This is a genomic window from Clostridium sp. AF20-7 (assembly GCF_003479275.1).
Classification (GTDB): Bacteria; Bacillota; Clostridia; order Lachnospirales; family Lachnospiraceae; genus Otoolea; species Otoolea fessa.
On record NZ_QUGF01000006.1, the window covers coordinates 213,812 to 235,172 of the forward strand.

General features: G+C 48.5%; 18 protein-coding genes. 2 read left to right on the forward strand and 16 right to left on the reverse strand.

Features of this window, described 5'->3' with window-relative positions; translation table 11 throughout:
• Positions 1 to 3 precede the first annotated feature (3 nt).
• From DWX68_RS08195 to DWX68_RS08245, 11 genes are all read right to left on the reverse strand, one after another.
• Positions 4 to 975 (reverse strand): ABC transporter permease, encoded by a 972-nt coding sequence (locus DWX68_RS08195; protein WP_107000586.1) that lies wholly within the window; start codon positions 973 to 975, stop codon positions 4 to 6.
• Positions 976 to 985: 10 nt separating this feature from the next.
• A complete protein-coding gene (locus DWX68_RS08200) occupies positions 986 to 2,485 on the reverse strand; it encodes a sugar ABC transporter ATP-binding protein (protein ID WP_022358936.1) in 1,500 nt (499 codons plus the stop codon).
• Between the two features lie 18 nt (positions 2,486 to 2,503).
• Positions 2,504 to 3,475 (reverse strand): ABC transporter permease, encoded by a 972-nt coding sequence (locus DWX68_RS08205; protein ID WP_022358935.1) that lies wholly within the window; start codon positions 3,473 to 3,475, stop codon positions 2,504 to 2,506.
• A gap of 137 nt (positions 3,476 to 3,612) precedes the next feature.
• On the reverse strand, positions 3,613 to 4,815 hold the full coding sequence (locus DWX68_RS08210; protein WP_118629055.1) for a sugar ABC transporter substrate-binding protein: 1,203 nt from the start codon (positions 4,813 to 4,815) through the stop codon (positions 3,613 to 3,615).
• Positions 4,816 to 5,271: 456 nt separating this feature from the next.
• Positions 5,272 to 6,285, reverse strand: coding sequence for a sugar ABC transporter permease YjfF (locus DWX68_RS08215; RefSeq protein WP_117796234.1), 1,014 nt, complete (start codon positions 6,283 to 6,285; stop codon positions 5,272 to 5,274).
• A 3-nt stretch (positions 6,286 to 6,288) separates the two neighbouring features.
• A complete protein-coding gene (locus tag DWX68_RS08220) occupies positions 6,289 to 7,347 on the reverse strand; it encodes an ABC transporter permease (protein ID WP_118472223.1) in 1,059 nt (352 codons plus the stop codon).
• A gap of 2 nt (positions 7,348 to 7,349) precedes the next feature.
• Positions 7,350 to 8,864 carry a sugar ABC transporter ATP-binding protein gene (locus DWX68_RS08225; RefSeq protein ID WP_118629057.1) on the reverse strand — a complete coding sequence of 505 codons (1,515 nt, stop codon included), beginning with the start codon at positions 8,862 to 8,864 and terminating at the stop codon, positions 7,350 to 7,352.
• A 189-nt stretch (positions 8,865 to 9,053) separates the two neighbouring features.
• Positions 9,054 to 10,112, reverse strand: a complete 1,059-nt coding sequence (locus tag DWX68_RS08230) for an ABC transporter substrate-binding protein (RefSeq protein WP_118629059.1) — start codon at positions 10,110 to 10,112, stop codon at positions 9,054 to 9,056.
• Between the two features lie 179 nt (positions 10,113 to 10,291).
• Positions 10,292 to 11,881 carry a sensor histidine kinase gene (locus DWX68_RS08235; RefSeq protein WP_118629061.1) on the reverse strand — a complete coding sequence of 530 codons (1,590 nt, stop codon included), beginning with the start codon at positions 11,879 to 11,881 and terminating at the stop codon, positions 10,292 to 10,294.
• 194 nt (positions 11,882 to 12,075) lie between these two features.
• Complete coding sequence (locus DWX68_RS08240) at positions 12,076 to 13,191, reverse strand: response regulator (protein WP_118629063.1); 1,116 nt, start codon at positions 13,189 to 13,191, stop codon at positions 12,076 to 12,078.
• 88 nt (positions 13,192 to 13,279) lie between these two features.
• Positions 13,280 to 14,113, reverse strand: a complete 834-nt coding sequence (locus DWX68_RS08245; protein WP_118629065.1) for a carbon-nitrogen hydrolase family protein — start codon at positions 14,111 to 14,113, stop codon at positions 13,280 to 13,282.
• A gap of 350 nt (positions 14,114 to 14,463) precedes the next feature.
• Between DWX68_RS08245 and DWX68_RS08250 the strand changes: the two genes are divergently transcribed.
• Entirely contained in the window at positions 14,464 to 15,246 is a 783-nt protein-coding gene (locus tag DWX68_RS08250) for an ABC transporter ATP-binding protein (RefSeq protein ID WP_118491667.1), read from the forward strand.
• The gene (locus DWX68_RS08255) at positions 15,236 to 16,048 is read left to right on the forward strand and encodes an ABC transporter permease (RefSeq protein ID WP_118491669.1); all 813 of its coding nucleotides are present in this window, start codon (positions 15,236 to 15,238) and stop codon (positions 16,046 to 16,048) included. The genes DWX68_RS08250 and DWX68_RS08255 overlap by 11 nt, the downstream gene beginning before the upstream one ends.
• A gap of 127 nt (positions 16,049 to 16,175) precedes the next feature.
• On the opposite strand, the gene DWX68_RS08260 is transcribed toward DWX68_RS08255, so the two are convergent.
• From DWX68_RS08260 to DWX68_RS08280, 5 genes are all read right to left on the reverse strand, one after another.
• Positions 16,176 to 16,916 (reverse strand): YoaK family protein, encoded by a 741-nt coding sequence (locus DWX68_RS08260; protein ID WP_118481901.1) that lies wholly within the window; start codon positions 16,914 to 16,916, stop codon positions 16,176 to 16,178.
• A gap of 166 nt (positions 16,917 to 17,082) precedes the next feature.
• Entirely contained in the window at positions 17,083 to 18,126 is a 1,044-nt protein-coding gene (locus tag DWX68_RS08265) for an asparaginase (protein ID WP_118629067.1), read from the reverse strand.
• Positions 18,123 to 18,998, reverse strand: a complete 876-nt coding sequence (sdaAA, locus tag DWX68_RS08270) for an L-serine ammonia-lyase, iron-sulfur-dependent, subunit alpha (protein ID WP_107000600.1) — start codon at positions 18,996 to 18,998, stop codon at positions 18,123 to 18,125. Before sdaAA ends, DWX68_RS08265 begins: the two co-directional genes overlap by 4 nt.
• 111 nt (positions 18,999 to 19,109) lie before the next feature.
• Positions 19,110 to 19,772 (reverse strand): L-serine ammonia-lyase, iron-sulfur-dependent subunit beta, encoded by a 663-nt coding sequence (sdaAB, locus tag DWX68_RS08275; RefSeq protein WP_118629069.1) that lies wholly within the window; start codon positions 19,770 to 19,772, stop codon positions 19,110 to 19,112.
• A 27-nt stretch (positions 19,773 to 19,799) separates the two neighbouring features.
• Entirely contained in the window at positions 19,800 to 21,248 is a 1,449-nt protein-coding gene (locus tag DWX68_RS08280) for a PucR family transcriptional regulator (protein WP_107000602.1), read from the reverse strand.
• Positions 21,249 to 21,361: the final 113 nt, after the last annotated feature.

Here is a 21,361-nt window from a genome sequence, read left to right on the forward strand (position 1 = left end):
GTCCTATTTGATAACCTGCAGGGACTGACGGTCTGCGAATACAGCTACGAATATCAGGAATACAACACCCTGGATGAGCTGCATCATCTGTGTGGTAAAGCCCATCATCGTCAGACCACTGTTCAGGACGATGTACAGAAGAGAACCAACGATGATATTCTCAAAACGTACCTTCGCACCACCGGAAATCGGCATACCGCCCAGTACCAGTGCAATCAGGATCTGGGTCTCAAGCTGGTTACCACCGGAAGAAGTAACCGAACCAACCTTGATAACATTGATAAATGCGGCAAATCCTGTGATCGCACCTGCCAGTGTGTAGATAAGGAACTTCATGCGGTCGGTACGGATGCCGGAGAACATCGCTGCTTTCTCACCTGCTCCGATCGCCTTTAAATAGGTACCAAACTTGGTAAAGCGGAATAAAATAAATCCGATAATCAGGACCACCAACGTACAAGCCAGCTTTAATTCAGTGCTATCGAAGTTGATTAACATCGCAGAGCCGGCTACCGGCGCGTTGGTCGTCAGATATTTGATAAATCCACGGAATAAGAACATCGTACAAATCGTAACGATGAAGGATTTAATCTTGCGGTATACATAGAAGTAACCGTTGATGGCACCGATCGCTGCACCAACCGCGATCCCTGCCACAATCGCCAGTGGAATGCTGGTCTTGGAAACCATGCAGACAACAATCGATGCAATACCAAGGATGGAACCCTGGGAGAAATCTAGACCGCCCATCGTCATGATAAAGAATACGCCGGTTGCCGAAATCATGGTGACATACACCTGGGAAAGTACCAGAGGAAGGTTATTCATCATCCGGAAATTCGTCAGGGCATTGAACATAAGAAAGATGATAATCAGTCCCGCAATCGGCAGAAGCGAACGGATCATCGTCATTTTTGATAACTTTTTGAGCTGCTGCTCTTTATTTTCCGTACTTGTCTTAACTTGATTCTCCATTGCATCCTCCTTATACCATCATCGTGATCAGGCTGTTCTCATCCATCGCCTCATCACGTTCCAGCTCACCGCTGATCTTGCCGTCCTTCATGATAATGATGCGGTCGCACATACCAATCAGCTCCATCAGCTCCTCGGAAATCATGATAATCGATTTTCCGTTCTTTCTCATCTGGTTCATTAACTGGTAAATGTCCTGTTTAACCTTGATATCAATACCACGGGTCGGACTGTCGAGAACGACAATATCGGAATCTTTTCCAATCCATCTTGCCAGAACGACCTTCTGCTTATTACCACCAGAAAGCTCCGAAACGAACTGGTTTACGTTTACCATCTTAACGGACATCTGTTTTGCAAACTGGTTGGAAAATTCTCTTAATTTCTTATCGCTCAACAGGTGAAGCTTGTTTGCCAGCGAATCCAGGGACGGCAGGCAGATGTTGTCGCCGATGCTCTGGTTTAAAACGACCGACTCATTATCACGATCCTTCGACGTATACGCGATGCTGTGCTTGATCGCGCCCGGGATATCGTTGATCTGCGTTCCGTCTGCCAGCTGTACCGTACCGGTTCTGTCATAGGAAGCGCCGAAGATTGCTTTGCCGATCTCATGCATACCGGACTCGGACAGACCGCCAAAGCCAAGGATCTCGCCCTTGTGAAGATCAAAGCTGACATCCTCGATGAGTCCCGGAACCGTCACGTTCTTAACAGAAAGAACAACTTCATCTGATACCTTCTCGCCGTAATCTGCACGGTAATAATCACCGGTTACCTCACGGCCTACCATCAGACGTTTCAGATCGTCCTCGGTCACATCCTTGCTCTTGACGGTATCAATGTAAACGCCGTCGCGCAGGATCGTGATGGTATCTGACTTCTCCAGAATCTCCGGAAGGTCATGGGAGATAAAGATAACCGTGTTGCCGCTCTCACGGATGCGGTTCATGTGTTTGTAAAGTTCTTCACGGCCTTCCTGGGAAAGTGCCGTGGTCGTCTCATCGATGACAACAATCTTCGGATTGAAGTAGGTTGCCTTTACGATCTCGACCAGCTTCCGGTCCTCGAAATTGTAGTTGTCGATAATGTCTGCCGCCTTGATACGCTCGAAGCCGTACTGTTTCAGAAGCTCCGTCGCCTTTTTATTCATGGCATTTGTATTTTTAATTCCCATATGTACGAACTGATCTTCGTGTCCCAGGAATATATTTTCCGCTACTGTAAGTCCCGACAGGGTTCCTAACTCCTGTACGATAATAGAAACACCCTCGTTGTTGGCTTCTACCTGATTCTTCGGATGAATCTCTTTCCCATCCAGAATGAAGGTACCGCTTCCGATACTGTAGATGCCGGTCAGCATGTTGGTCAGCGTCGATTTACCGGAACCATTCTCTCCGATCAGCGCGTGAACCTCGCCTTTATTGACATTAAAAGACACATTCTGAACTGCCTTCGTGATACCGAAGGACTTGCAAAGATTTTTTACCTGTAATCTTACCTCGCTCATTGCATTTCCTCCCTCGATTTACTTGACAATCTCGCCTTTTTCTGCTTTTGTGGTCAGCGTGATGATAATTAACAGTGCCAGACCCGTGATAACGTCCTGGATCGCTGTCGGTGCGCCCATCGCGATGAAACCAAAGAAAATAATGTTGATAACAAACTCGCCGATGACGATCGCCTGCAGCGGCATGCCATATTTCTTAAACGCCAGACCGAAGAAGCATCCCATCGTCGGAACGAAGTTACGGCTCATCGACGCCATACCGGTTACCGCTACCATGGAGGAACCGTAGCTGATCGTTAAAATCGCCATAACGCCTAAAAATGCGCCGCTTAAGATAAATGCAAGTACTTTGTACTTATTAACATTGATACCCATGTTTTTCGCTACAAACTCGTTGCTGCCGATCGCATATGTATACGTACCAATCTTTGTATAATTTAAGAAAATGTAAGCTGCCACACATGCCAGAAGTGCCAGAATAATGTTCCACGGCATCTGTCCGAATGCACGGAGGTTGGACGGAAGCGTCTGCTCCACGCCGCCTGCGATGTAGTTGGCAACCGACTCATAGATAAGAGCCAGACCCGTTGTTACAATCATGGACGGGATACGAAGTTTTACATAAAAAATACCGTTTAAAAGTCCGACAATTGTACCAGTCAGCACGCTGCCGATGATAAGACCGGCATATCCCATGCCGAAACGAGAGGCAAATACACAGCCTACAATCGCTGAAAGCATGATGTTCGCGCCGATGGAGAAGTCGAACATACCCATAACCATAACAAAGTAAAAACCAACAGCGCCAACCGTCGCGATCAGGCTGGCCTGAAAATAACTCAGCATATTGGCCGGAGAACCAAAATTGCCCGGCGTCAGAACTTTAAAAATCGCCCAGGAAAGCACTACCAGACCCACCAGGATGATATAACCCTTGGCAGTTCCCGAAAGTTTTTTCTTTCCGGTTGTTTCAACAACAGAAGAACCCATATTTTATACCTCATTCATAACTGCTCAATCTCTTTTTTCTTTTAAAGAAAAGACCGGCATCGCGCCGTGCGATACCGGCCTTTTCTATTACATTCAGCCTCTTAAAATTCTATAATTTGAATCAGTTTCTGAATTAATTAGTTGCCTGCTCTCTTTGCAGCATCCTCGATGGAGATACCAGCTGCAGTTGCTTTCAGGTCATCCAGGCTAAGCTCGGACATAGCTACCAGTTCCTCATCGGTGTATGGAAGCTGATCTACGAAGTACTGCTCATATGCTTTGTAGTCGTCCGGAGAAGATACATACAGATACGGGAACGGAACATCCTCGAAGTTGCCCTCGATACCTGTGTAGTTGCCCTTGATTGCGTTGTAAACCATCATGAAAGCGATAAGCGGATCGCAGTAATGTCCACCGGACTCACCGGCCATGGAACCATTTTCAAGTCTCTCGCCCAGATCCGGAAGGAAGTCTGTGGAAACGATGTCGATATCCTGAGTCTTGCCTGCACGCTCAACTGCTGCGATAGCGCCCTGAAGCGGGTCACCGCCGCCGCCTGCCGGAATCAGTGCATCCAGAGTCGGATCTGCGGACATCAGAGCCTCTGCTGCCTTGGAACCACCCTCAGAAGAAGTACCTGCGTACTGCGGCTCAGACAGTTTTGCCTGATCATCCGGATGCTCTGCGTTCCATTTCTCAACGCCAGCTTTGTAGCCTTCCCATCTGCCAAGCCAGGTAGCGTCGCCCTGCTCCCAGCCGATCAGACCGATGTTTCTGTCGCCCTTGTCCAGAAGAATCTGAACTAATTTTTCACCGTTCTCCGGCTCGTTCTCATGAACAGCGCCGATGTAGTACGGTGATGCGGTTGCTAAATCATAGATATCCTTGCTGTTCTCCTGGCTGATAACACGGAAGAACTGTGCCAGATATACTTTATTGTCATTACATGTCTTAATAGCGGATGTCATCTCTGTATCAGAAGAGTTGCAGATGATGATACCCTGGCATCCTGCTGCTGCTAACTGCTCTACGGATGCGGTAACCTTCTCCGACACATGACCCTGGTCAACATACTGAACCTGAACGCCCAGAGCCTTTGCTGCCTCGTCGATGATCAGCTTACACTGGGAACCAAGTACATCGGTGGAGGACCAGATGGAAACACCGATCTTGATGTCTTTGTTGTCGATCGTCGAAGCTGCTGCCTCGCTTCCTTCTGCTGCAGAAGCATCTGCTGCCTGTGTCGCATTTGCTGCTCCAGAGCCGCCGCATGCGGTCATGCTCACTGCCATCGCTGCTGCTGTCATGGATGCAGCGGCACGTTTGAACATTTTTTTCATTCTAACTACCTCCCATAAAATTTTCTTTGCAAGCGGCACCCCAGCCGCACTGCTTTGTTGCTTTTCACAACTTTTAGTAACTTTATTATAACAATCCAGGACAAATTGTGCAAGTAAATACAAGAGCATTTTTTCATAAAGTTGTATTTTATTTCGTATATTGTTATAAATTTAACGCCTGATTTTGACATCATTTTAGTAGAAATACAAATGATGCATAAATTAAAGCGGCTGTTTTCGCTAAACATTTATGCATCATGTATAGGTTTGCTGATTTCCTCTCGAATTATGTCGAATCAAGAGAATACAGCTTTATATTGTTTCTAATATGTACTGTACTTTTTTCAGATGTCTTCTCTCTCTTTGCATGGATATTTCCCGTCATTTTGACTGTTCTATCTTGATGCTGTCATAGCAGACATTCATGCCGGTTTGTCTGTCTCCGGAAGAGAATTTCTACTTTTTCTTCTTTACCATCGCAAGGATCGACTGAAGCACGATGAAGAAGCATAAAAGCGCCGCGATCGTGATACGGGTCCACCAGGAAGAAAGTGTTCCCTGGAAAGTGATAAATGCCTCGATCGTCGCCTTGATAAGGACGCCAAACAGGGTTCCGAATACATTACCGACGCCGCCGGTTAAGAGCGTGCCGCCGATAACAGAGGAAGCTATCGCATCCATCTCGAAGCCCTTTGCCTGCTCAACAAAGCCGCCCAGCGTATTCAGACAGAACAGGACGCTGCCGACGCCACAAAGGAAACCGTCCAGGATATAGGCTTTCAGTTTTACCCGGCGCACATTCAAGCCCATCATCAGCGCTGACTGCTCGTTGCCGCCGATCGCGTAGATGCTGCGTCCAAATTTCGTATATTTCAGCATGATAAATGCCAGAACCAGAAGAACCAGCGCAATCACAACCGTCGGATAGATATATGGATAAATCATCATGCCTTTTTTGTTGAGATAGCCGCCGAACGGAATATAAAGTTTCATCTTCGCCCATGCCATGAAAGTTTCATTCGTAATACTGATCATGTCCTTGGAAATGATCGCAGTCATGCCGCGGGCAAAGAACATACCCGCCAGGGTAACAATGAATGGCTGGATATCCATGTAGGCAACCAGGAATCCCTGTACCAGACCGAAGACAATCCCGGTCACCAGCACGATGAGAACCGCCGGAACCGCACCGATACCGCCTTTTTCCATCATCCATGCCAACATCATACAGCCCATCGCCACGAAGGAACCGACGCTGATATCGATACCGCCGGTGATCATGACGATCGTCATGCCGATACCGATGACAATCAAACCCGCATTGGAAATAAAGAGGTTTAAGAAATTCTGTGTCTTGGCAAAGCCCTGTGCATTAAAGAGCACGCAGCCGATCGCGTACATCACGAAGAACAGCAGGATCGTGACAAGAAGCAGGAACGTGTTCTGATTTAATTTCTTCTTTTCTTTCATGATTTATGCCGCCTCCTTTCCTGCCGCGCCCAGTTCTTTTTTCTGTGCCAGAGATTTTCTCCATCTAGCGAATCCCGGTGACTGGAGTGCTACGATGATGACAACCACGATCGCCTTGTAAACCGGAACCTGATCCGAGGATACGTGCATCGCATACAGAGTGGTCGTCAGCGCCTGAATCGTATACGCGCCGATGACGGAACCTGCCAGCGAGAATTTACCGCCGCCAAGGGAGTTTCCGCCGATGGCAACTGCCAGAATCGCATCCAGCTCCATATTAAGACCGATGTTATTCGCATCCGCCGAGTAAATACGGCTGGAAGCAATCAGACCGGAAAGACCGGAACAGAGTCCACAGTACGCGTAGGTGAGGAAAATAATCATGACCGACTTGATGCCGACAAGCTGAGACGCCCGTTTATTGATTCCGACCGACTGTATATACATGCCCAGTGCCGTTTTCTTCAAAAGTAACGAAGTCAGTGCCACAACGACAACCGCCACGATAAACGGGGTCGGAACCGGGAATCCCGGAAGGGAAGCGCCCAGAGTGCGGTAGCTGTCCACGCGCACGTAAGTAATCTGTCCATCCGTGATCAGCTGTGCGATACCGCGCCCGGCAGTAAACATGATAAGAGTCGCTACCATCGGCTGGATGTTTAACTTTGCAACCAGGAAACCGTTGAAGCAGCCGATCGCCGCGCCGACGATGAGCGCTGCCAGGAAGCCAAGAATCAGCGGATTGGCATATGCAGTTGCTGCGCGCTCACCGCCGGTTAAGAGGTTGCAGCAGACTGCCGCACTGACCGCCATGATCGCGCCGACGGAAATATCCGTTCCAGCGGAGGATGATACGACAAGCGTCATGCCGACTGCCAGAATCACCAGCTCTGACGCACGGTTGATGATATCGATTAAGTATCCGTAGAGAACGCCGTTCCGCACCTCGATCGCGAAGAAGTTCGGCGTCGTGACGATATTTACCAGCAATACCAGCGCAAGGCAGAAAATCGGGAGAAACAGCCTCTGCGAGGTAATTTTTTTGAACGTCATATTTTTCATAGCTACTGTCCTCCTGCAATGGTTGACATGATGTTGGACTGGTTCATCTCATCCTCGGAAAGTTCTCCTACCTTTGCACCATCACGCATAACGACCATGCGATCGCAGGTACGGAGCATCTCCTCGATCTCGGAAGAAATAAACACGACTGCCATGCCCTGTTCTGCCAGTTTTACGACCAGTTTCTGAATCTCTGTCTTGGTTCCGACGTCGATGCCACGGGTCGGCTCGTCCAGAATCAGGAAATCCGGGTTGGTCAAAAGCCAACGTCCGATGATTACCTTCTGCTGGTTGCCGCCGGAGAGTGATTTGATCGGCGTCTCACGGCTGGCGGTCTTAATCTGCAGCATATCAATGTATTTATCGGTAAATTCTTCCTGCTGCTTGCGGCTGAGCAGGTGGAACATACCGCGTTTTGCTTGAAGTGCCATGATCAGGTTCTCACGCACGGATAGATCCGCGATGATACCCTCGTTTTTCCGATCCTCCGGCAGATATGCCATGCCGGCATTCATCGAAATCAGCGGGTGGCGCGCCGCGATCGGTCTGCCCTTGACGCTCAGCTCGCCCTCATCCGGTTTTTCCGCTCCATAGAGGACACGAACCGTCTCAGAACGTCCCGAACCCAGAAGCCCGGTAAATCCGACAACTTCACCCTTGTGAATCACCAGATCAAACGGTTTTATGTATCCTTTCTTTCCGAGTCCCACCGCCTTGATGACGATGTCCTCTTCGCCGTGTTTCTCCTCACTCTTGGAATTCTTGATCGCTGCCAGATCATCGAAATCCTTTCCCATCATCTTGGCAACCAGCTGGACTCTCGGAAGCTCCGCCGTCGTAAATTGTCCTACCAGCTGCCCATTCCGAAGAACGGTGATCTTATCGCAGACTGCATACACCTGCTCCAGGAAATGGGTAACGAATATGATGCCGACGCCTTCAGATTTCAGGCGGCGCATCAGATTAAAGAGCTTTTCTACCTCCCCATCATCAAGGGAGGAGGTCGGTTCATCAAGAATCAATACCTTTGCCGACATATCGACTGCACGGGCGATCGCTACCATCTGCTGAATTGCAATCGAATAATTGTCGATCGTCTGTGTTACATCTGCATGTATGTCAAGGTCCTGCAGCAGTTTGCTGGCCTTTTTATTCATTGTTTTCCAGTCAATCAATCCGCCTTTTCGCGGTTCGCGTCCGATAAACAGATTCTCTGCAACCGTCAGGTTCGGACAGAGATTGACTTCCTGATACACGGTGCTGATGCCCCGGTTCTGTGCTTCCTGCGGGCTGCGGTTGATGATCGCATGATCGCAGCCTTCTATCATGATTTCCCCTGTTTCAAACTCCTCTACACCCGTCAGGACTTTGATCAGCGTGGATTTTCCTGCGCCATTTTCCCCCATCAGGGCATGAATTTCGCCTTTTTTTAAGGTAAAATCCACATTCTGCAGAGCTTTTACACCCGGGAATGTCTTATAAATATGCCTCATCTCAAGAACGGAATCCTTTTCCATAAAAGCTTTGCCTCCTTATTTTTTGAAAAAGAAAGCGCAGGGACGGAAACCTAAGCCTCCAGCCCCGCGCCTCCTGATTGCCAAGTGCCTGCCGTCCGCCGAAACCTCCGGTCTGACACTCATTCACTTACGGTCAAAAGCGATTGCCTGTCCGATTATTTACATTTAAAAATACCATTCAAAATCGAATTAGTAAGCTCTTGTCTTTAAGATTTCTTCCAGATCCATGCTTGTATCGAAGTATGCTTCGTCTACGTACTGAATCTTCTCAACCTCTTCGCCTTTTTCCAGCTTCTGGATGATTTCAGCTACACGCGGACCATGAAGCGGGTTGCACTCGAAGGTTGCGTTTAAGTCACCAGCGATCATGGACTCGAAAGCTGCCTTTACAGAGTCAAAACTTACAACGATGATGTCGCCGTCCGGACCACAGGTCTTGCCAGCTGCCTTGATAGCATCGATGGCGCCAAATGCCTCGTTATCATTCTCACAGATAACAACGTCGATGTCATCATAGCTCTTTAAGAAGGACTCCATAACTTCCTGTCCTTTTGCCTGTGTGAACTCACCAGACTGTCTGTCAAGCATCTTCCAGTTGGAGTGCTCTTTCAGCTTGTTGTCCATACCTTCTGTACGGCCAACCTGTGCGGATGCACCGATGGTACCCTGAATGGTAACCATGTTGATCTCTTCGTCTCCGCGTCCCTGTTTGTCTAAGTAATCAGCCAGCCATTCGCCGCAGGTCTCGCCTTCTTTTACGAAGTTTCCGCCTACCCATGCCTCATACAGGCTGTCATCGGAAAGCTGCATCTGACGGTCAGAAAGGATAACCGGGATACCAGCCTCTTTTGCTTCTTCCAGAACGGTCTCCCAGCCAGTCTCAACAACCGGAGCAACTACGATGTAGTCAACACCCTGCTGGATGAAAGAACGGATTGCCTTAATCTGATTTTCCTGTTTCTGCTGTGCATCGTCGAAAATCAGTTTGTAACCATTTTCCTCAGTAAATGTAGATTTGAAAGATTCGGTGTTGGCTGTTCTCCAGTCAGACTCAGCACCAACCTGTGCATAACCTACGGTAATCAGATCGCCGTCTGCTGCCGCTTCTTTCTCTTCGCCCTCTTCTGCTGCCTCTGTATCAGCCGGAGCTGCTGCCTCCGTCTCTTTCTCAGCCGGATTGCTTGTACAAGCGGTCATGGATAACGCCATTGCTGCTGCTAAAGCTGCGGACACTAATCTTTTTCTCATACTGTTTCCTCCTTATAAGACCCAATATATTTGTTTTTGCGTATTTATTATAACAAAGTACCCCGCATCATGGATACGGGGCATCTTTGGAAAAAGGTATATTATTTTTTTGAGATGTTTGTCGTTTTCTGTGTTTTTCCGGGTATGTCTTTAAAAAATTACAATTTTTTTCGAAAAAGTTATGATTTTTTTTGATTTCCCAAATAAACCTTAAAGCAGGTGCCGATATTCTTTTCAGATTCAACCAGGATCTCAGCCTGATCGCCATAATACATCTGAATCCGCTGTGCCACATTATGTAACCCAAATCCGCCGCTGCCGATCGGGGCAAGTTCCTCTTCCGGCTCCAGTGTCAGCTTGGCGCGCACGGCGGCAAGCTCCGCCTCATCCATGCCAATCCCATCGTCCTCCACCTCAAAGACAAGCCCATTCCGATCCTCATAGCCGCGGAGCACAATGCATCCGCCGCCGCGCTTATTTTTGATGCCGTGGTAGAGGGCATTTTCCACCAGCGGCTGCAGCAGCATTTTCAGCACAATCCGGTGCCGGATGGACGGCTCGATCTCGATCGAATAGTCGAGAATGTCCTCGTACCGGATCTTCTGAATCTTTAAATAGCTCCGGATGTGTGATTCTTCCTCCTCGATCGTGATGAAATCGCGCCCGCCCGATAAAACCGTGCGAAAAAAGTCGCTTAAATCCGTCGTCATCTCCACGACCTGGCGGTTGTTGCCGCCCTCTGCCATCCATACGATCGAATCAAGTGTATTATAGAGGAAATGGGGACTGATCTGCTCCTGGTGGAGGCGCAGCTCCAGCTCCCGCAGGTTCTTCTGCTCCTGCCTCGTCTTATCAAGCAGCCGCCGGATGCGGTCGCTCATCTGGTTAAACGCCCGTGCCAGCACGTTGATCTCTTCCAGTCCGCCCGTTCTCGCCCTCGCATTCAGGTTCCCGCGGCCGAGCTGTTCTGCCGTCCTCTGTAACTGCTGCAGCGGTTCCGTGATGGATTTCGTGATCGTGACTGCCAGAAACATACCGACCACCAGTACCACCAGAAGAAGCGCCAGATAGCTCTGCATCTGATCCGCCATCTGCACCTTCAGCTCTTTCTGAAGCTGCTCCATGTTGATCATCTCATAATAGGTATACTGCGTGATGTAATCCTGAATCATCGAGCACAGACCCTGGATGTCATTCTCCCAGATATTGACATTTTCATCGTAATATCCACCGGCGGCGGCATTTCCAATCATTTTATCCACTGCCCGCTCCAGGGAATCCAGACAGGAGAGGATACCTCTTATCTTGATATCACAGTCCGACCCCGGTTCCCGCTCGATCGCCGTTCCGAACGCCTGTCTCGCCGACGCAATCAGGCTGTGGGGATTCTTGACCACCGTCGCATACTTCGTCTCGCCCTCGACAATATCTCCATTTTCGAACTGTTCCGCGTCAATCAGCCCGATCATAACACGGTACATCGAATACTCCATATCCGATTTGAACTTTATGTTGTACTCATTCGCCGTCTTTAGATTCGCCAGAATCGCGTCATAGGAAGCAGAATAGGAAGCGATCATCTTCTGGAATCCGAGCGCCATGCCTGTCAATGGAATGGCGATCACGAAGAGGAGAAGGATCAGACGGGCGCGGAGAGAAAGAGGGCGATATGGACGGGCAGCGGATAATGAATCAGCGCCCGGATCCTGATTTTTATTCAAATCTGCCATCTCTTCTGTTTTTCCAATCTGCCCCTGCTCCACTCCCATATCTTTCCTCCCTTTTTGAACACCTATGTACTTTCGGAATCTTTCTGTGCTTGATTTTGTGAGATAATTTTTTGTCAGTTGTGCCCAAATTTCTGAGGCGTACGCGGTACGTACGTTGATGAAATTCGGGTGCAGCTGGCGGAAAATCAGCCACAAAAGCAAGTGCAGAAAGACTCCGAGAGTACATACCTTCCTTACCCCTGCCGCGTCTGGCTCGCCTTATACTCTTTTGGCGACTGCCCCATCGCTTTTTTGAACGCCGCGCTGAAATAGTGTGAATCATTGTATCCCACCTGCTCCCCGATCTCAGACGTCCGGTAGGAGGTGCATTTCAAAAGTTCACATGCCCGTTCCATCCGCACCTGCGTCAGATACTCCACAAAGGACTGCCCCGTCTCCTGCTTGAAAATCGAACTGAAATAGCTCGGACTGACGCCAATGTGCACGGCAATCCGGTTCAGCGACAGGTCGCTCTGGCTGAAATTTGCCCGGATATATTCCTTTGCATCCCGAATCACGCTGCCATAACGGTCGTTCGATGCCCGGTCACGCGCCTGCAGGGCAACCGTAAACTCATCGACCAGATAGGCTTTCGTCATCTCCACGCTCTCGATCACCTTCGGAACTCGTTTTATGTCAACCGCACTTTCCGGAACCTCCGGCGGATCCGCTTTCAATTTCTTCAAAAACTCCTGCACACAGTAAAAAATATCCATCGTCATATACTGACGCAGCAAGAGCGATTTGTAATTATGTTCACCGATCGCTGCAAAATACTCCTCGACAAACGGACTGCACTCTTCGACTGAGCCGAGCTTTAAAAAATCGTTGATAAGCTTCCGGTCAACGCCGCTATAATCCGTTTTGTCCAGAAATTCCGTATATTTTTCGTAGCTGACAAAATACCTCTCCAAAAGCTTTGATTTTTCCCTCTCTTCCCGGATCTCGTCCGCCGCCTTTTTCAACGCATCGATGAGTCCCGCCGAGGATACCGGTTTCAGCAGATAATCGCTGATTCCTATCTTGATCGCCTCTTTTGCATATTCAAATTCATTATAGCCGCTGAGCACGATGATCCGCGTGCGCGGAAGCGCCTTTTTCACCAGGCGGCTCAGCTCCAGCCCGTCCATAAACGGCATCTTGATATCCGTTACCAGAATATCCGGCTGTGCCTTCAATATCAGCGGATACGCGTACTCGCCGTCGCCCGCCTCCCCCGCAAATTCAAATCCGTGGCTTGCCCAGTCAATATTATCCCGGATGCCGCGCCGGATGATCGCCTCATCCTCTACCAGAAACACCTTTACCATGTTTTTCCCCCCTGGACTCCATTTTTGTCACTGTTCACATACAAGTGTGCCCAGTAACTGGATTTTTCCGGCTGAAAATGTTCATGCCTTACTTCTTCTCAGTCACCTCATACAAATCACTCCGCCGGTTTTCCAACGACGGAATCTGTTTCCGTATCTTATCCAGATAATCTAAATCAATCTCCGCATAGGTGATCCCCGGTGCATCCTTTGACCGTGCAATCACCGTTCCCCACGGATCTGCCACCAGGCTGTTGCCGTATGCTGCATACGCCGGTTTCTGTCCAATCTGTCCCGGTGCCACGATGTAACAGCCGTTCTCGATCGCCCGTGCCCGCAGAAGGATCTCCCAGTGATCCTTTCCCGTCGGCATCGTAAAGCTCGCTGGAACAAAGATAACCTGCGCCCCGCGAAGCGCCATGAGCCGGTAAATCTCCGGAAAACGCACATCATAGCAGATCGACATTCCAAAAACGCCCAGCTCCGTCTCCACCGTCACAATCGAATCGCCCGGTTTGACCCGGTCCGACTCCCGGTACGGCGTGCCGTCCGCCAGCGTGATGTCAAACATATGCAGTTTGCTGTATGTCGCCAGAATCTTCCCCTCCGGCGAAATCAGCACACTCGTATTTGCCGATCGTTTTTCCCCCGGAAGTGCCTGCGTGATACTGCCCCCGTGAATATAGACGCCGTGTTCCTTCGCTTTCGCGCAGAGGCGCTCGGTCGTGTACCCCGGAATTTCCTCGCGTCCGCCGCCTTCACCGATATTTTTGCCGATCAGATTCATCACCTCCGGGAAACAGATAAGCTTCGCCCCTTTTGCCGCCGCCTCGTCAATCCAGGCGCATGCCGTCTCCAGATTCTTTCCTTTATCATTCTGTGTATCCATCTGCATCAATGCCACTGTATATCTGCGTATCATAAATACCCCCTGTATCCTGTCTATAAGCGCTTTTCTCTCCACAATTACCTATATTTTATTATAGCATCTCTTTTCCACACGGGTCAACCAATGCAAGGCGCTTCTCGCACAACCAGTAACCCGGCTTTGTTACTATACACGCATACGTGTCCAGTAACGGAATTTGCCGTGGCTTCGCATTTCAATACGGCAAATTCCTGCTGCCACCACGTTTTCTTACGGCACTTTCGGTTCCAAAAGTGCCTACCCGTGTACAGTAACCCGGCTTTTCATTTCCGCATATTATAAAGTAAGAATGTTTCAAGGAGCGTAACTGTCCCACTGATACACAGTTACCCAGGTATTTGCTTATGCCGCCCATTCTGGAAGTTTCCGGGCTTTCCTACTCCTACCACACGATATCCGGGGAGACGAAAGCCCTTTCTGATATATCATTTCAGGTAGAAACCGGCGAATTTATCGCCATTGTCGGACCGTCCGGCTGTGGAAAATCCACGCTGCTCTCCTTAATCAGCGGGCTCCTGCCGCCGGAAGAAGGTTCCATTCTTATAAATGGGGTTCCGCTCTCGAAAAGCCAGTGCCGCATCGGTTATATGCTGCAAAGCGACCAGCTTTTCGAGTGGAGGACGATCATCCAGAATGCTGCCCTCGGGCTGGAAATTCAGAAAAAAATGGATCATGCCGCGGAAGACCGCCTCCACCGGCTCTTAAAAATCTACGGACTGGAACAATTTGAGCATTCCCGCCCCTCCGAACTATCCGGTGGAATGCGCCAGCGCGCCGCCCTGATCCGGACACTGGCGCTAGAACCGGAGCTTCTGCTTCTCGACGAACCATTTTCGGCGCTCGATTATCAGACACGCTTAACCGTCTGCGACGATATCAGCACCATCATCCGGGAGCGCCGCAAAACAGCGATTCTGATCACCCACGACCTCTCCGAAGCCGTGAGTGCCGCCGACCGCATCCTGGTTCTGACTAAACGCCCCGGAACCATCTGCCGCATCCTGCCGGTTACCTTCCCGCTGTCCGCTAACCGACCGCTGGAACGCCGGAATGATCCGGCTTTTTCTCTTTATTTCAATGAACTATGGAAGACACTGCAAGGGGAGGGCAAAAAGTATGAAATGTAAGAAAGAATCCACCGCCCAGAAAGCCTACCTCCGCCGCCAGCTCCATCGGCGCCGTCTGGTTCTCTTCTGCCGGATTTTCTTATTCGTTTTCTTTTTAATATGCTGGGAAATGAGCGCCCGACTGGGGCTCATCGACGCGTTTATTTTCAGTTCCCCGTCACGCACCGTGCGCTGTTTCCTGCGGATGATGCAGGACAAAAGCATCCTCATCCACACCGGCGTGACGCTCTATGAAACGCTGATCAGCTTTACACTGGTCATCCTCTGCGGGCTGATCGGCGCGGTTCTCCTCTGGTCGAGCCGGAATCTTTCAGAGATTCTGGAGCCATATCTCGTCATGCTCAACAGTCTGCCGAAATCCGCCCTCGCCCCGATTCTCATCGTCTGGCTTGGGAGCAACATCCGCACGATCATCGTTGCCTCCATCTCGGTCGCTGTCTTCGGCTCGATCCTGACACTCCACAACGGATTTTCCTCGATAGATCCCGACCAGATCAAATTAATCCGGTCCCTCGGAGGAAACCGGATTCATATTTTAACCAAAGTCCTGCTGCCTGGCTCAATCCCGCTGATTCTCGCCAACATGAAGGTCAACATCGGTCTCTGCCTGGTCGGCGTCATCATCGGTGAATTTCTCGCTGCCAAACAGGGACTCGGATATCTGATCATCTACGGCTCACAGGTATTCCAGATGGATATGGTTGTGATGAGTATTATTCTTTTATGTATTATGTCTGCGGCGCTATATCAGGGAGTAGGAATACTGGGAAAATTTCTACAGCAGCAATATCACCAGCATTAAATCTGTCCACTGCTTCACGTTTGCTGTTCTTAAACGCCTGCATTTTTCCGCATCCTGTTCCCGCCGAAGCCTGTTTCCTGCCGCTTTTCTTTCCCTCATCCTGTAGAAAACTTGCAGGGAACAGACTTTACAGCTTCTGCTCCTTCTCCAGCTTCTCTGCTTCTTCCATCTCCTCTGCCGCCTCGACTGCCGTCTCCTCCGGAGTCTCGCTTTCAAGCGGAGCCGTACCGACCGCGATAAAGGTTCTCGCAGCCGCCAATGGCAAAAAGCCTACATAGGCGCTATAGATGCCGAACTGACCGACCGCCCACGCTCCGAGTACCACGCCCAGGAAAAAACAGATGACCGTATAGGTATAAAGAATTGCTTTTCTCTTAAATTCCTTATCCTTTGTCAGACCGTACTGCAGCCAGCCAAGCACCGACTGTTTGAAGTTGTTCGTCATAAAGATCGTCGCACTGTTAAATCCGTCGGCACCGGAATAGACGCCCCACTGAAATGCGGATGCAAAGAAAATCGGATAAATTCCGACCAGCGCCGGTTCAAGCGGCAGCATCGATGCCAGTGCCAGCGCAGCCGCATCCACCCAGAGGGCAAGTTTCCGCATGTTTATCTTCGTAAAGTTCGTGAGCAGATATGCGGATGCCACGCCCAGTCCAAACAGCACCAGCGCAGCCAGACGCAGAAGGACGTTAAACCATTCCATCGATACCAGTTCCGCTCCCATCTCCATCAGGTTGCCTGTCTGAGCAGAGCCAAAGTTTCCGACATGAAGCAAAATCGCATAGGCTCCGAGAAATCCCCCGACCAGGGATATATTCCAATGAAGGATCGCATCCAGGCGATCCCGAATCACTTTCTGTACCATACCATTACCGCCTTTCGCGGTTGATTGTATCGCGCGGCGGCTGGATCGTCAATGACAATTTACAAAAAATTACCATTTCTATCATAGACATTATCTATATAATGGCAAAAAAATCACTCCGGATAGTCTCCCAAAAAAACTGTCCGAAGTGTTTTTTCTATCTCCTTTAATCATGCACCGCACAAGTAAAAAGCATATCCCGGTTAATGGTTTTATAAAACATCTCCCGTATTTCTTCCGGATCACTGGTTTGTCCCAGAATCCACATTAATTTTGTCACAACCGCTTCCAGCGTCATATCATAGGCCTCCAAGAGGTCAAATTCCTTTTTAATGCTTTTTCCCACCTCGTAGACTGACATATTGCTGCCCTCATTGGTTACCTGGGTGGTCATGACAACTGTTTTTCCGGTCCGCACCAGATCTTCAATGGATTTATGAAAATCACCCGAATCATAAGTTGGAATGCCTCCGACACCGAAGGACTCCAAAATCACCGCATCACAGTGTTCTGCCATGTAATCCAGCACGCCGGAATCCATGGCCGGTATCAGCTTCAAAAGGCCCACTTTCGGATTCAATGAATGATAAAACCTCACCGGTTCTTTCATCTGCTCTTTATCATCCAGATAGAAAATAATATGCCCATCTAGGATGGCTGCAATATAAGGGAAATTGATACTGGAAAAGGCATTGTAGCTCTTCGTTTTTTCTTTTTTTCCTCTGGTTCCGGCAATCACCTTGCCGTCAAAGACAATCGTTACACCATATGCCTTATCGCAGCTGGCGAACCGCAGACTGTCTGAAAGATTTGTTCTGGCATCGGTGATTTCCAAATCAATCGGCTTCTGTGCGCCGGTCACAACGATAGGTTTTCTCGAATTCTGCACCAGATAAGAAAGCGCTGCCGCCGTATAAGCCATGGTATCGGTTCCATGGCAGACCACAAATCCATCATAATCTTCATAGTATTTTTCAATGGTCTCTGCAATCATCAGCCAGTAACGCGGCTGCATATTCGTACTGTCAATATTAATCACCTGCAGCGAATCCACCTTACAAAACTCTTTTGTATCCGGAACATACCTAAGCAATTCTTCCGATGTAAGAAGGGGCTTGAGCCCATCCTCACTGCTTTTACAGGCAATCGTGCCTCCCGTTCCAACCATTAAAATTCGCTTTAATACCCTGTCTTTTACTAAACTACTCATTGATTCCTTATTTCATCGGCAATTCTCTTCCCTGTCTCAGACTCCGCAATTCCTCCTAATGCAGTTTCCCGAAGTTCTCTTGGCAGTTGCTTCCCTACTCTGTACATAGCCTCAATTGCCTCATCTGCCGGAACCGGACACACCGTATCTGCCAGTGCCAAATCTGCACTGACAATGGCATTCACCGCCTGAGACGCATTTCTCTGTGCACATGGTATCTGAACTAATCCTGCAATCGGATCACAGACCAATCCCATCACATTAATCAATGCCAATGACACCGCTGCTGCCTGCTGTCTGCAGGTTCCGCCTGCCAGATACACTACGGCTGCAGCTGCCATAGCAGCCGCCACTCCACATTCTGCCTGACATCCTCCCTCCGCTCCTGCAACAGTGGCATTTTTCACTACCACCGCTCCAATTCCGGAAGCAATGAGAAGTCCTTCCAGGATCTTTCTCTTAGATAGATTCCACTCTTCTTCCATCGTAACCAGAACGGCTGGAAGAATTCCGCACGAGCCTGCAGTCGGGGCCGCACAAATCTTACCCATCGCCGCATTCGTCTCACTTAACGAAATGGCACGTGCCATCATTTTATTGATACCCACCCCACACAGACTATTTCCGTTTTCTGCATAGCTGAACTGGCGCTCCGCCATACCGGTGATCATTGTTTTCCGAAGGCGTTTTCCAGATTCACCAAGTGCCGCTGTCGTTCCATTTTTCATGATGTCATATCGATTCTCCAGCTCTTTCCAGACATCATCCTCACATTTATCCGTACAACGCATCTCATCTTCAAGAATCTCCATCCACATCGGCTGATTTCGTTCCTCGGCTGTACGGCACAAATCCTCAATTGTATTATACACCTCTGCCTTCCCCACTTTCTTCTATATTCTACTGCATATTCCTGGCACATATCTTAGGTCGTTACTGTTCACGCATACGTGCCCAGTAACCTTAGGCCTTCCTGCCGAAAGTTATATCTGTACTGCCTGTACACTCAATACATCCGGAATCCGGCGAAGACGTTCAAGAATTTTATCATCCACCGGCTCATCCACCTCTATAATGCTCAGTGCATGCTCTCCTTTCGTATTTCTCGTCAGCTTCAGAGTTCCTACATTCATGTCTTCGTCCAAAAGAACGCTGGTAATCTGATGAATCATGCCTTTTCGATCCATGTGACTAATCACAATTGCAGGCAGCTCAGCTGAAAGATCAATCCGGCAGCCATTTAAATCATTAATCATGATACGACCACCTCCAATAGACGATCCTACCATACAAAGGACCTGCTCCTCTCCATCAAAAAGGCGAATTTCTACTGCGTTTTCATGAACTCCCTCCATCTGCTTTTCAAAAAATTTCCAGGCGAGTCCTTGTTCAGCAGCAATCTGAAACGCGTCGGGAATCCGCCCGTCTTCCGGACTCATACCAATAATACCCGCAAGTAATGCCAGATCAGTTCCATGTCCGCGATATGTTTTCGCAAACGATCCATGTAAGCCAAATTCTGCTCTGTTAAACGTTTTTCCGCAAAGTGCGCGGGCAGCCCCTCCCAATCTTGCAGCCCCTGCTGTATGGGAACTGGACGGTCCTATCATAACCGGTCCTATCACATCCATAATACTAATATCCATCTTTCTCCTCCTGATAGTCAGAGTGCATTAACGTCTTTCTGCCGTCATCCGTTCCAGATAAAGAAGTGTTCCTAGCGATGATATTTCATTCAATGATAAATCGCTCCCCATTTCCATATACTGTACTGCTTTTTCAATTCTATATTTTACGGAATTAACATGAATTCCCAAAAGCTGTGATACTTCTTTAATACTGCGAAGAACCAGATAAAGGCGAAGTGTGTTCAAAAAAATTATCACTTCATCTGAATATTTGATTTTTAATTGATCCGCCGAATACAAAAGAACTTTCTGTTCCCTCGGCGCATTCGTAAGCAGGTAAAGTAAAGAAAGCTCATCCATACTGTAAAGCCCCTTCAAAAACAGAAGAGAATTCAATAAATTTTTTATTCGCATGATCTCTCGATGCAGTTCCTTATTTTTATATTTTCTTTGTGAAAACACAAACAGATTCGGTTTATTATCTTCTGACAACCTGCAATAAACATCATACGGCGATTTCATCCCTTCCTCTTCCGGAATTAACAAAATACAGTACTTCTGATTATAGTTACTTTCATACAAAATATACTTTCTGTCAAAGTTTAATTTCGATTTGTCAAAACTATCAAATCGCATGAACACTATGTATATTTTTGCTTTCCCGTAGTATGGTATTGCTGGTTCAATTTTTCGTATTTTACTGCCCTGAGAAATATTATCCAGTTCCCGAACTATATAAGGCGCCATCTGATGATATAGCTGAAGCATATTCTCCTGCACTGACCCCCGGCTCGGACAGCAGGCCACCATGCTGTTTTCTCCAAAATATACAACTGCCAGGCGTGAACTATCAATTCGAAGCATCATCGGCGATTGCATCGTATTCCCCTCATTCTGTCGTATCTTCTGAATCCGGGAAATCAAAAAAGCTACCGTAATTCCTTCTGTTCCATAACTGTAAACCGTCAATGCACTCATCACAATCGGAAGCTGCAAAATCTCACTCATTTTCCGGCACAGCATATCCGGATCTTTATTCACATGAAAATCAACAAAGGTCCCCAATGCCATATCCATCCAACTGCGTTCGATCGATTCCATGCTGTTGTTTGCGATGATGCTATATTCCGAAACCATATCTCCCCACCGAACAGTTACAGGAATATATAAAATCGGAAAACCACATTCATTTCCCAATTTCAATATCTCAGGATCTATCTCCTCATTTAGGTAACTTCCAGGCATTATCCCGATCCCAGCACATCGATGCTCGATCATCGCCTCAATCAGATGTATCCGGTTTTCTTTATTATCCGCCAGGCTCCAGAAACTCGTCAGATAAAAAATCCCCTCATCCAAATACTGAACAACCGCTGGATAGGTCTCTTCTAGAATCTCGAATCGTCGTATCACACGATACGCACCATTTCCTCCCGCTGCAATATAGCCTTCACGCATGGAAGGCAGATTCAATATATCAATTGCTCTTATCATTCTGCCAGCACCTCCGAGTCGTGTTATATAGCGATTAATTATACTACAAATTGCCCGAACCTGCACCTAAAATAAAGGTTAAAATCAACACATTACACAAACCCTCAAAAAAG